The 12,138-nt window shown below is 44.5% G+C and carries 11 protein-coding genes; 4 read left to right on the top strand and 7 right to left on the bottom strand.

The genetic code is table 11. The features are described 5' to 3' along the window. The first annotated feature begins 160 nt into the window (after nucleotides 1-160). Nucleotides 161-1,048, top strand: a complete 888-nt coding sequence (gene scrK, locus CES81_RS03315; protein WP_089120669.1) for a fructokinase ScrK — start codon at nucleotides 161-163, stop codon at nucleotides 1,046-1,048. A gap of 154 nt (nucleotides 1,049-1,202) precedes the next feature. On the opposite strand, the gene CES81_RS03310 is transcribed toward scrK, so the two are convergent. Continuing rightward, nucleotides 1,203-2,828, bottom strand: coding sequence for a peptide ABC transporter substrate-binding protein (locus CES81_RS03310; RefSeq protein ID WP_089120668.1), 1,626 nt, complete (start codon nucleotides 2,826-2,828; stop codon nucleotides 1,203-1,205). Between the two features lie 216 nt (nucleotides 2,829-3,044). Here CES81_RS03310 and CES81_RS03305 point away from each other — a divergent pair, with 216 nt between their 5' ends. Beyond that, nucleotides 3,045-3,530 carry a C39 family peptidase gene (locus CES81_RS03305; protein ID WP_089120667.1) on the top strand — a complete coding sequence of 162 codons (486 nt, stop codon included), beginning with the start codon at nucleotides 3,045-3,047 and terminating at the stop codon, nucleotides 3,528-3,530. 122 nt (nucleotides 3,531-3,652) lie between these two features. On the opposite strand, the gene CES81_RS03300 is transcribed toward CES81_RS03305, so the two are convergent. Further along, nucleotides 3,653-4,804: an RNA-guided endonuclease TnpB family protein gene (locus CES81_RS03300; RefSeq protein WP_089120666.1), complete on the bottom strand. Its 1,152-nt coding sequence runs from the start codon at nucleotides 4,802-4,804 to the stop codon at nucleotides 3,653-3,655. A gap of 140 nt (nucleotides 4,805-4,944) precedes the next feature. Between CES81_RS03300 and tnpA the strand changes: the two genes are divergently transcribed. Next, entirely contained in the window at nucleotides 4,945-5,250 is a 306-nt protein-coding gene (gene tnpA, locus CES81_RS03295; RefSeq protein ID WP_225356340.1) for an IS200/IS605 family transposase, read from the top strand. Between the two features lie 87 nt (nucleotides 5,251-5,337). Here tnpA and CES81_RS03290 read toward each other — a convergent pair whose 3' ends face one another. From CES81_RS03290 to CES81_RS03270, 5 genes are all read right to left on the bottom strand, one after another. Then, complete coding sequence (locus CES81_RS03290; RefSeq protein WP_089089159.1) at nucleotides 5,338-5,715, bottom strand: hypothetical protein; 378 nt, start codon at nucleotides 5,713-5,715, stop codon at nucleotides 5,338-5,340. A 75-nt stretch (nucleotides 5,716-5,790) separates the two neighbouring features. Then, nucleotides 5,791-6,189 (bottom strand): hypothetical protein, encoded by a 399-nt coding sequence (locus tag CES81_RS03285; protein WP_089120665.1) that lies wholly within the window; start codon nucleotides 6,187-6,189, stop codon nucleotides 5,791-5,793. Nucleotides 6,190-6,403: 214 nt separating this feature from the next. Further along, complete coding sequence (xylB, locus tag CES81_RS03280; RefSeq protein ID WP_089120664.1) at nucleotides 6,404-7,912, bottom strand: xylulokinase; 1,509 nt, start codon at nucleotides 7,910-7,912, stop codon at nucleotides 6,404-6,406. A gap of 84 nt (nucleotides 7,913-7,996) precedes the next feature. Further along, nucleotides 7,997-9,343 (bottom strand): xylose isomerase, encoded by a 1,347-nt coding sequence (gene xylA, locus CES81_RS03275; RefSeq protein WP_089120663.1) that lies wholly within the window; start codon nucleotides 9,341-9,343, stop codon nucleotides 7,997-7,999. Between the two features lie 326 nt (nucleotides 9,344-9,669). Continuing rightward, the gene (locus CES81_RS03270) at nucleotides 9,670-10,854 is read right to left on the bottom strand and encodes an ROK family transcriptional regulator (RefSeq protein ID WP_225356339.1); all 1,185 of its coding nucleotides are present in this window, start codon (nucleotides 10,852-10,854) and stop codon (nucleotides 9,670-9,672) included. Nucleotides 10,855-11,016: 162 nt separating this feature from the next. On the opposite strand from CES81_RS03270, the gene CES81_RS03265 reads away from it, so the two are divergent. Then, on the top strand, nucleotides 11,017-12,135 hold the full coding sequence (locus tag CES81_RS03265) for an aminotransferase (RefSeq protein WP_089120662.1): 1,119 nt from the start codon (nucleotides 11,017-11,019) through the stop codon (nucleotides 12,133-12,135). Nucleotides 12,136-12,138: the final 3 nt, after the last annotated feature.

The raw sequence follows: 12,138 nt of genomic DNA, 5'->3' as shown, positions 1-12,138 counted from the left end.
GATATTAGTCGATTTTCATCGATTAATATCAGAACTAATCTTAGATTGTTTTTTTTGTAACGCGTTAAAAATTCCTTTCCCTAAACGACGACGGCATGCTAAATTAGTTATTGAACACGTTTTAAATGATTTTAACTAATTCTGTAAAGTGGTGAATGATATGCTATTAGGAAGTATCGAAGCAGGCGGCACTAAATTCGTCTGCGCAGTTGGCGATGAAACCTATCACGTCAAGCAACAGATTCAATACCCAACAACAACCCCCGAAGAGACGCTCCAAAAAGCAATCGATTTCTTTAAGCAATTTTCAGATTTACAGGCAATTTCGATTGCCTCATTTGGGCCGATTGAAATTCGCAGAGACGCAGAGATGTACGGCTACATCACCGACACACCCAAAGCAGGCTGGTCGCAGACCAATTTCTTAGGCCTACTAAAAGCCGCCTTTGATCTCCCAATCTACTGGACCACCGATGTCAATGGGTCAGCTTACGGTGAATACGTTCTCGCGGCGCAAACTGGCCATCGGCTTAACGCACTTACCTATTACACTATTGGCACTGGTGTTGGTGCCGGAACGGTACTAGGCGGCACTTTTGTCGGGACTTTAGGTCATCCAGAAGTCGGTCACGTCCGGTTGAAGCGACACCCCGACGACTTAGCTTTTAAGGGCATTTGCCCCTACCACGGCGACTGTTTAGAGGGCTTAGTTGCGGGGCCAACTTTTGAGGCCAGAACTGGTCAAAAAGGCCAAGACATCCCTTTGACTGATCATGTATGGGATATCATGACCTATTACGTCGCCCAAGCAGCTTTGCAGACAACACTGCATATTCGGCCACAAAGAATCGTCTTTGGTGGCGGTGTGGTCAGTGAAGGGTTTCTTAAAAAGGTCCGTCACGAATTTGCCGCACTAATGAACGACTATCAAGACGTTGGCCAACTAACCGATTATATGACTATGCCCTTGGCTAAAAACAACGGTTCTGCAACCATTGGTAACTTTGCCTTAGCCTATCGGGAAGTCAAAAATAAACATCAAAACTAAAATGGAGCGACACATAATGAAAAGTTTAGAAAAGCCCGTGCCGCAAACTCAGATTCTATCTTTTAAGACCAAAATAAGACCTGTTCCGGCAAATGCTGTCGGAACAGGTCTTATTTTTGGCTTAAATTCTGGAATCACCGCGTTTTTTCAGAAACTATTTAATATAAGTCGTCTTAAAGTTGTAGTTAGCTCCAGCTGAGTTGTAAACCACGTTCTTCACATTCTGGTTAAAGAGCCATGGTGCTGAAGATTGATACAGTGGTGTAATCCCCTGATCTTTCAGCAGGATATTTTGAGCCTTGACCAAATCGTCCCAACGTTGCTCTGGCTTGTTCGCATCCGTTGTTGAGGAAGCTTTGATCAACTGATCATACGTACTGTTAGACCAATCAGAAATATTGCTTGGGTTGTTCTTGGTGTAAATGTTCAAGAACGTGATCGGGTCTGAGAAGTCCGCAAACCAGCTAGCAAACGTCACTTGATAGTTGCGTGAAGCCTGTCGAGCCAATTCGGTTCGGAACGGAATATTTGAAACGGAAACCTTTAATCCCGGCAGATTCTTTTCAAACGCATTTTGCAGGTATTCGGTAACCTTCTTGCCAGCATCCGTATCGGAACCTAGAATAGTGAACTTAGGGTTAGTAATCCCCGTTTCTTTAAGCCCCTGCTGCCATAACTTTTTCGCTTGGGCTGGATTGTACTTCATGGAAGCCGGTGCGGTAGTATCTTCAGTAAAGTCTTTGCCAGTCTTAGGGTTGGTAGCTAATCCCTTGGAAACAAAGCTGTTATCAACAATTGAACCATCGCCAAGGACCTTCTTTGTGATCTGCTGACGATCGATTGCCATGGACATGGCTTCACGAATCTTCAGGTTCTTGAATAACTTCATGTGCTGGTTCAAAGCAAGATAGTAGCTGCTGGATTGCGGCCGGGCAATTAAGTCCTTGTTATGCTTAAGGTTTTTAGCCTGGTTCCCTGTCAGCGGGGCACCAATCAGCTTCTTAGAATTATACTGATTTAAAGCCGTCTGGTTATCCTTAACGACCTGATACTTAATGGCACTCATCTTAACGGCTTTCTTATCCCAATAAGTGTTGTTCTTAGTCAGCGTCCAGGTCGTACCAGTCCCGTTCCAATGAGTCAGCTTATACGGACCGTTGTAGACCATTCGATCACTTCTAGTGCCGTAACCCTTGCCATACTGATCAACGGCCTTTTGGTTTTGCGGATAGAATACTGGGAACCCGAGTAACAGCTTGAAGTAAGGAATCTGATAATCCAGATCAATGGTTAGCTGATACTTGCCAGTAGCCTTAATCCCCAATGTATCCGGTGCCTTTTTACCCTTGGAAATTGCATCCGCATTCTTGATACCGCTAAACAAGTATGAGTACTGGGAAGCCGTCTTCGGGTTAACGGTTCGTTGCCAAGAGTAAACGAAATCCTTAGCGGTCACAGTATCACCGTTACTCCACTTAGTATTGTGACGCAGATCGATCACGTAATGACGGCCATTATTCGTCTGTGTCATCTTAGTAGCCAATGCCGTTTCAGGTTTACTATTATTGCCCAAACGGTATAGCCCTTCATTGGTATTATTCAACATGTCAAACGTGCCTAAAGCAGTGGATTTAGACAAATCAACTGTTGATAATTCACTGTCGGTAGGCATTGTAAACGTCTGCTTTTTGCTCGAACCGCTATTCGAGCCGCACGCACTGAGTATTAACGCTAAACCTGCGAGGCTGGCGGTAACTGCCCATTTTGGATTGAACTTCATATTCTTTTCCTCCTAGACAACGCATCTAATTCACAACAACGATTACTCATATTCTATCATATTTATGAACAAATACACATCTTTATTTAATCTTTATTTAATATTTATGCTTGCCATTTTCATTATCGAATAGTGACAAAGTACAGTATTCAGCCATTGCTTGTCTATCATGGTGGTTTTCTGATATGCTTTACAAAAAAGAAAGGTTGCAATTAAATGAGAAAACTAGACGTGCCACTGATCGCCCAACGGCCTGAATTACCGACTGGCTGTGAAATTACCGCGGTAACAATGCTCCTGCAATATACCGGCGCCCAGGTTGATAAAGTCCAATTAGCTAGGGAAATGCCCTATGATGATTCGGATTGTAATCAGGGATTTGTCGGTAATCCGTTCACGGAGAATGGTAACAGCATCTATCCGCCAGCTCTCATCGATTTAATTGCTAAGTACGCGGGCCACGCAACTCATTTAACGGGGGCTGACCTGCCTACCTTAAAAGCGCAAATTGATCAAAATCGACCGGTCGTAGTCTGGGTCGGTGAGTTCGACGGCTTTCACACCCATGCGCTGGTCATGATCGGCTATGACGATCATGCTGTCATCGTTAACGACTGCTGGACTAACCAAGTCGAAATGATCCCTAACCAGCAGTTCGCTGAAATCCGTGCGCATCTGCATAACCGCGCCATTACCGTGTGAACTACTCGTCACTAAAGTAACGAGCTTCTAGAAACACCGCTGACTTACACAACATTCATGGAATGCTGCACAGAGGTTACAGCTATTAACTAAGGGCTGTTCCAGCCCAGTTGGTCGTTTGGCTATGCTGTCGCTTTTAGAATATTGGTGGCGGCATTGATATCGCGATCATGATTACTGCCACAGTTAGGGCAGGTCCACTGGCGGATATCCAAGGTGTGTTTACCATCATCATAGCCACAAGTTGCACAGAGTTGGGATGTTTTTCGTGGATTAACAGTGACCAGCTGTTTTCCATACCAGGTGCACTTATATTCCAGCATTATACGAAGCTTTCGCCAGGATTGGTTGGCGATTGCCCGGGCGAGTTGGTGATTTTTTAAAAGGTTCTTGGTTTTCAAATCTTCAATTTTAATCACATCATACTGTTCAACCAGTTTTTTGGTGATGCTGTGCAGATAGTTATCCTGTTGATTGGCAATCTTTTCGCTGTATTTAGCGACCATGCGTTTAGCTTTCAAGTAGTTTTTAAAGTCGCTTAGTTCCCGGGGTTCCGGTACCTTATTATGTTTGTCCCAGGCAATCTCTTTTTCGGCTTGACGCCTGCGACGAGCTAAGCGTTTCTCCCAGTAATGCTTCTTTTTGCTGAGCCGTTTATCAAACCGAATTGTGGGATACTTGATGCTATCGGAAGTGATCATTAAATCGGCAACGCCCATGTCAATGCCAACAGCTTGGGAAGTTTTGGGTAATTCTTCAATGTCGGTATCCACCAGCACGTTGGCGTAGAATTTGCCCGTAGCTGACAATCGGATCGTCACTCTTTTGATTTTTCCGACCGGAAGCCTACCTGATCGACAAGACACACTCCCTAACTTCGGTAATTTAATGTGGTGACGGTCAACGACTTTAATATTGTGATTGACTGCTTTGCACTGATAGCTCTGTTTGGGGTACTTACGCGACTTAAACTTAGGAAAGCCATGCTGCTTTTGGAAGAACTGCTTAAAAGCTTCAATTAAGTCGTGATTAGTGACTTGTAAACTAGTACTTTCAGCGTCCTTCAACCAGGGATATTCAGTCTTTAGCGCCGGCAGCAAGTTATTCAAGGCGAAAGCATTTAAAAACTTGGCTTCAGAATTGTTCCGGTGACGCATGATTAACATGTTGAGCATTTGATTCCACACAAACCGATTACAGCCAAAATTTAGTTTAATTTTCAGCTGCTGGTCCTGATTAGGATACAGCCGTAATTTAATCCCTTGGTAGGTCATTTATTCTCCCCTCCTTATACCTAATATTTTATCATAGGTCCGAGAATGAATGGCTAGAATCCAGAAATAGAGGCATTTGGAGGCAATTGTATGATTAAACACACACGGACAAATGTGTCTGCTTTTAATTTTCACTTAATGTGGGTCACTCGGTTAAAATTGCCAATATGGAAGTGCTGCCAGATCATATTCAAATGGTGATTAGCTTTCTGCCTGAGCTGGCGCCTTCTTCAATTGTGAAAGCCTTCAAAGGTGGTTCAGCTAAACAGTGGTTCATTCAATTTCCCGAAACTAAACAATTACTTTGGAATGGCTATCTCTGGTCTCCCATTTTCTTTATGAGTACGCTTAGTCATGTTTCTAAAGAAGTTGTGAGCCAATATATTGCTTCACAGTTAGATCAATACAATGGTACCGTCCAAGGCGCTGATTCATCTCGGCATTAAAATACCGAGTTTTCTCAACTGACAGCACTTTATAAATAAAAGAACCATTGAGACTACCCCACCTGGCAGTCATCAATGGTTCTTTATTCACACTTTTAACGTTGTCCGATCACTATCATCGGCTAAGTAGGCGCGGCCAGTATTTTTAACAATCACGTAGCTTGTCAAATGCTGGTTCAGCCGTTGTTTAAACAAATCGAGCACCTCATCAAATGGCATCTCAGTTTTGTCCTGATGATATAACACCTGCACAAAACCATCGTATTCGTCTTCAACGAGTTCGCTGACGCTCCGGACGTTTAAATAACTCGGCGGATTATTGCCCTGTTTATGATAATCCTTCGTGCCGGCTACTTCCTTATCTAAAACAGCTTGGGGGATGCCCATTGCTTCAATGATGTCACCAGATGAAGGTAGACCGAATTTTTCGATAATCTCCTCGGGTTCCATGTTAGGTTGAGGCATCTATAAGTCACTTCCAAATTTTTTATTTAAATTCTTGGGGAACCTTACTATTAATGGGGGGTTAAGATGGGTCAGCTAAGCAATCCGAATTGCCAAACGAGTATGCTGCACACCAAACACGCTACGTTGACAGAAACGATTCATGACTGTTTTAAGAAAAACCGCAACGATCTCTGCTAACTGGCCGGCGTCACGTCCACTATTGACCGGCTGGTGATATTGAATGGTCAAAATAGCACGGTGGTGTTGATGATCAGCACGCACAGCAGCTAGTCGGGCCGTCCCCTTCTCATTTCCCGTAGCGTATGGGACATCGGTATGCCACTCATCCGTCCACGGACTCTGCGAAAGCAGTAACTCATGAATTGCCATCTCCAACTGCCGCCCCGTAATCAGGTGACGTTGGTTATGACGATCAAGCCAGTCAATATATACTGGCAGCTGAAAGACAAGCGTTGTACCGATACAGCTCACCCACCTTCTACAAACTCACTAATGCAAGAAGTATACTACGAAGAACTAAAATTGCTATAAGAGATTGCCCATCTTTAATTTAAATTAAAGACTTTTACTAAATTCATTTTTACCCAATGAAACCTTCAATAACGAAACCATCTTTTTGCTAGCCAAGCCAAAAACAGCCTAACCACTTCTCATAGTCAGACTGCCATTTTTCACTTTCAACAACTCAATTATTTTCGCGCCGATATGCCAAAAGCTGTTGACTGATGCCCTTAGTCTGATCATAAACCTGCGCGTAAATTTGGTGCAGCTGATCATACTTTTTGGCATTGTCAGGGTTTGGCAGGTAGGTCTTGCCGAAGTGAACGAACTTCTCAGCACACTCCTGGAAGTTCTTAAACCAGCCCAAACCAACAGCGGCAATCATCGCAGCACCCATGCCTGGCCCTTGCTCGTTCGTTAGGCTGACAACCTTCTTATTAAAGATATCAGCTTGGATTTGAAGCCATAGCGGACTCTTAGCACCGCCGCCGATAGCAACAACGGTATCAAACTGCTTATCGTTTTCGTCGTAGATGTTCATAATGTCTTTAAATGAGAAAATAATGCCTTCCAAAACCGCCCGAACAAAGTCGGTCTTCTTGTGGGTCCCATCAACGCCGGTAAAGCTGCCACGAATGTCAGCATCCGCATGAGGTGCCCGTTCGCCGACGATATACGGCGTGTAAAGCAACCCATTAGCACCAACGGTTGATTCAGCTGCACTAGCAACCATATCATCAAAGGAATCGTCGCTAGCAAAGGTCCGCTTGAACCAGTTCAGTGAATACCCAGCTGCCAGGGTCACACCCATGGAGTAATAGGAATCCGGAATGGCATGATCTTCAAATTGAAGCACACCGTGATAATCAACGGTTGGGTCTTCCTCGTACTTCAGTACAACACCAGATGTCCCAATGCTCGAAAGGACCATGTTAGGTGATAAGATCCCGGCACCAACGGCACCAGCAGCGTTATCTGCCGCACCGCCAAAGACTTTCGTGTGGGTATCAAGCCCTGAGAAGACGGCGTAACTGCTAGAAACCGTTCCTGCTGAATCGATTGACCTCATCAGAGGCGGGCACATGGACATAGGAATATCAAAGGCGTCACAAATTGCCTGGCTCCACTGACCGTCTTTAACGTCCAGAAGGACCGTTCCTGTGGCATCTGAGTAATCCATGCCCAGCTTACCGGTCATCCGATACCGCACGTAGTCTTTTGGCAGCAAGAAGGTTTTAGCCTGCGACCAGATGTCTGGCTCATTTTCCTTGACCCAAAGCATCTTCGGCAACGTAAAGCCTTCAAGCGGCTTATTTTTAGTAATATCAACGAATTTCGAACCCAGTTTAGCCTCAATTTCGCGACACTGTTTCGATGTCCGGGTATCGTTCCAGAGAATGGCTGGCCGCAGAACTTGGTTATTGGCATCGAGTAAGACTAACCCGTGCATTTGACCAGAAAAACTGATCCCAGAGATTTCAGCTGGTTTAATATGATCGTCTAAAATCAACCGGACAATGGCTACCGTTGTGCCGGATACCCAATCTTCTGGGTTCTGCTCACTATAACCGGGATGCGATTGAATCAGTGGGTAATCAAAACTCTGCTGAGCAACGATCTCACCATCACGGTTCATCGCAGACACTTTAACGGCGCTGGTCCCCAGATCGACCCCTAATACGTATTCATTCATAGTTTCGCTCCTTTGTTTTCATTATACCAATGAAAAAAGCAGTCAGCAGACAATCGGTCCACTGGCTGCTTCTTTTAAATCACATTATTTGCCTAAAACATTAACAATGTAATGGTTGATGGTATCTTTGATTTGTTCCAAGTGATCTGAAGAAGTTGCGGCACGTAATTCTGCTTGGGTCTTGTCCAGTGAGTAATCTTCAAGGGTCTTGAAGGTTGCCTTGCCACTTTCGATGTCGGCACCAATGCCAGAATTGTATGAACTGTAACGTTCCTTGACGATGTTTTCAAGAACGCCGTCTTCCTTCATCTTCATTGCGACACGCAGGCCGGCAGCAAAACTATCCATACCAACAACGTGGCCGTAGAATAGATCGTTTGCTTCGAATGATGAACGACGAGGCTTAGCATCGAAGTTCAAGCCACCGCGAGGGCCGATACCGCCGTTTTCAACAACTTCGTACATTGCAGCAGTTGTCTCGTAAAGGTTTGAAGGATATTCATCAATATCCCAGCCGATCAACTTGTCGCCTTGGTTAGCATCCAATGAACCCAGTAAACCAGCTTCACGGGCAACACGAATTTCGTGTTGGTAAGTGTGACCAGCCAAGTTAGCGTGGTTGCCTTCCAAGTTCAGCTTGAAGTCTTTGTCCAAACCGTATTCCTTCATGAATGCGATGGTGGTTGCGGCATCAAAGTCGTATTGGTGAGTCGTTGGTTCCTTTGGCTTTGGTTCGAGCAGCATTTGTGCATCGAAGCCAATCTCGTTAGCGTAATCCTTAGCCATGTGGAACATCTTAGCAGCGTGTTCTTGTTCGAGCTTCATGTTCGTGTTCCAAAGTGATTCGTAACCTTCACGGCCACCCCAGAAGACGTAGTTTTCAGAACCGACACGCTTACCAATTTCCAAACTGTGCTTCAACTGAGCAGCTGAATAAGCAAAGATGTCAGCGTATGGTGAAGTCCCAGCACCGGCAACGAAACGAGGGTTAGTGAACAGGTTCGACGTGTTCCATAATACCTTCATGCCAGTGGTCTTTTGATAGTCAACGATGCGGTCAACCACTTTATCTAAGTTCTTGTTGGTTTCACGTAACGTGTCGCCTTCAGGAGCTAAGTCACGGTCGTGGAAGCAAAGGAAGTCATTGCCTAATTTGTTGTAAAATTCAAACGCGTAATCAACCTTAGCTAATGCGTTGTCCATTGGATCAGTGTATTTGTCGTATGGACGCATTGCTGTTCCATCACCGAATGGGTCTACCAAACGTTGATCAAATGTGTGCCAGTATGCAACGGCGAACCGTAACCAGTCACGCATCTTTTTACCGCCAATAACTTCGTCTGGGTTGTAATAGTGAAATTCAGCACCAGAACCTAAATTAGAGTTACCAACATATTTAATCTTATCCATGTCCCATAATTGTTCAGCCATGAAGAAGCCTCCTAAATTTTTTTAAATTCAAACTAGAAATCAATTTAGATTAGTTTGTTCAAACAACCAACTCACAAGTCCTAGTATAGCGCTTACATTCAAAAATACAACCCCCCGCCCCATTAATTATTGTGAATTGCCTTACAAAGTTATCAATGACAGGCTTTAAAGCAAAGAAAAAACTTTAACCGCAAAGGATAAAATGCTTCCTACACCAAATTCATCCCATTAATTTCGGCCAGACAAAAAAAGACTTGCTTCCCAAAATCAGGAAACCAGTCGTTTATTGTCATTTATCTTCGGTAATCCAGCCAAGCGGCCCCGACTTACTGAATGGGCGCCTTCGCACTGAAATTCAGTTTGGCGTCTTCCATTCCTAAAACTTCTCGGGTCACTAACGAGCAACCCCCTAATAAGGTTGCGTAATGAGAGTTAGGTGTCTGCTTGATCGGCACCAGAATGGATGGCGCCATTTTGGCATAGAACCTCGCAATTCGCGGTTCTAGTTCTGGCAGTGCCTCCAACAGCGGACAGCTTAAGAAGACAACATCCGGGTCAAAATTATTCGCGGCGTTGTAAATGATTCCCGCGACACTCTTCACGAAACCGCTCAAAGTTGACCTAGTCACCTTATCGCCCTCATTAAAGAGACGGACAACGTCTTCTCTGGTCATGTCAGTCGCATTTTTTTCATACTGAATTTGATTAATGATGGCGTCTTCGGAACAATAGTCTTCGACTTTTCCGGGAGTACCAGTCCAGTTACCGTCAATCGGAACTGACCGGCCAATTTCACCGGCCTCACCATGGGCACCGCGATGCAGCTTTTGATCAATGATCAAGCCAGCACCAATCCCACGGTGAATACTGATCGTTACCATGTTTGCCAACTGATCATTAGCTTCATTAAAGTCGCGTTCATAAACTGCCGAAACGTTAGCTTCGTTTTCCAGCAATACGGGCACCTGATATTTTTGGGTGTAATAGTCGGCTAAATCAACGTGGTCCATCGCCAAAAATGGCGAATAAGTCACCTTGTTTTGATCAACGGTCCCATGAATCGCAAAGCTGATGCCTAACAGTCCGTGACTTGTGTTATCCTTCGCAGATACGTTTTTCAGTTCAGCATTTATTAAGGGTAAGATCTGTTCAATTTTAAGCCCCATCACGTTTATCTGCCGGTATGATAAAACGTCGCCAGATAAGTTGTTTTGCATGACGTGCAAGTGACGGTAACCAAAATCAAAGTTCATGGTGTAGCCGTACTGCCGGTTGATCGCGAGTAAAACGGGTTTGCGGCCGCCAACGTTTGAAGCGTCGCCTTCACCCAGTTCTTCCACGTATCCCTGTTCTTTTAAATCCCGATATAGAGCGGAGACCGTAGACTTGTTAAGTGCTAAATTTCGTGAAATTTCAATTCGCGAAATTGGCTGATGATTAAAGACCTCAGCCAAGACTGACTGAATATTCTGTTGATGTAACTGCATTCTGTTACGGATCGCACTCGACAATTAATGTCCCTCCTTTGGCTCTAAACCCATTCTATTGTACACTATTGTTAATTGGGTCAACAAGATTCATCAATAAATTTTCTCAAGTAACTAAAAACCTTTACGCCCATGAAACACAATGAAACCCAATAAATCTTAATCTATTTAATAAAGGAGTCCCAAATGAAAATCACAGAATTTGGCGTTGAAAGCTGGCTTAATCAGTGGGAAAAAACCGCCAAATATGATATCTCTCAAAGTACGATTGATTCAATGACCATGACTGAACTGCTAACAATGACGGGCGACGATGCAAGCCTTCTTTACAACCAGTTGTCACACACCAAATTGAACTACGGCTGGATCGAAGGTTCTCCCGAATTTAAAACCGAAGTCAGCCACCTTTATGACCACGTGCAGCCTAACCAGATCCTGCAAACAAACGGTGCTACCGGTGCTAATTACCTGGCGCTTTATTCACTGATTGAACCAGGTGATCACGTTATCAGTGAATACCCTTCCTATCAGCAGCTATACGACATTCCACGATCGCTGGGAGCTGAAGTAGACCTTTGGCATATCCATGAAGCGGACAACTGGTACCCGGACATTGAAGAACTCAAACAGCTCATCCGGCCAAACACCAAAATGATTTGTTTGAACAACGCTAACAACCCAACGGGCACCTTACTAAACCGGACGTTCTTACAGCAGGTCGTTGATCTCGCAAAAACGGTTGGGGCGTATATCTTAATTGACGAAGTTTACCAGCCGTTAAACGAAACCGATCATTTCACGTCCATCGTTGACCTCTACGACCGTGGTATCGCAACTAACTCCTTATCAAAGACTTATTCGTTTCCCGGTATCCGCATTGGGTGGACCGCAGCTAACGCTGAGATGTCGGATTTATTTAGAAAATACCGCGACTACACCATGATCTGCGGCGGCGTTTGGAACGATATTCTAGCCGTTTACATTTTAAGGCATAAAGATCAAGTACTGGCGCGTAACCGCAAACTGGTACTCAACAACCTGGCAATTTTTAAAAATTGGGTGGCTTCTGAGCCCCGTGTCAGCGTAGTATTACCTCAGGCTGTTTCCACATCTTGTATCAAATTAGACATCCCCGAATCAACTGAAGCGTTCTGCTTGCGACTGTTAAAAGAAACCGGCGTTTTATTGGTCCCAGGTGAGCGTTTTGACTTGCCAGGACACGCTAGACTGGGGTATTGTACTGATGAAGCCACTTTAAAAAAGGGACTCAGTAAGTTGTCAGCTTTTCTACGTCAATTTGATTAAACA

This window comes from Secundilactobacillus pentosiphilus (assembly GCF_002217985.1).
GTDB classification, from domain to species: Bacteria; Bacillota; Bacilli; order Lactobacillales; family Lactobacillaceae; genus Secundilactobacillus; species Secundilactobacillus pentosiphilus.
The sequence above is the reverse complement of the archived record's forward strand: the minus strand, read 5'-3'. Positions and strand labels throughout refer to the sequence as shown.

Bases quoted from the DNA above. Each gene is read 5' to 3' on its own strand.
- CES81_RS03310 (WP_089120668.1), bottom strand. From the start codon at position 2,828: ATGAAGTTCAATCCAAAATGGGCAGTTACCGCCAGCCTCGCAGGTTTA.
- CES81_RS03265 (WP_089120662.1), top strand. From the start codon at position 11,017: ATGAAAATCACAGAATTTGGCGTTGAAAGCTGGCTTAATCAGTGGGAA.
- CES81_RS03300 (WP_089120666.1), bottom strand. From the start codon at position 4,804: ATGACCTACCAAGGGATTAAATTACGGCTGTATCCTAATCAGGACCAG.
- CES81_RS03305 (WP_089120667.1), top strand. From the start codon at position 3,045: ATGAGAAAACTAGACGTGCCACTGATCGCCCAACGGCCTGAATTACCG.
- scrK (WP_089120669.1), top strand. From the start codon at position 161: ATGCTATTAGGAAGTATCGAAGCAGGCGGCACTAAATTCGTCTGCGCA.
- CES81_RS03290 (WP_089089159.1), bottom strand. From the start codon at position 5,715: ATGCCTCAACCTAACATGGAACCCGAGGAGATTATCGAAAAATTCGGT.
- xylB (WP_089120664.1), bottom strand. From the start codon at position 7,912: ATGAATGAATACGTATTAGGGGTCGATCTGGGGACCAGCGCCGTTAAA.
- xylA (WP_089120663.1), bottom strand. From the start codon at position 9,343: ATGGCTGAACAATTATGGGACATGGATAAGATTAAATATGTTGGTAAC.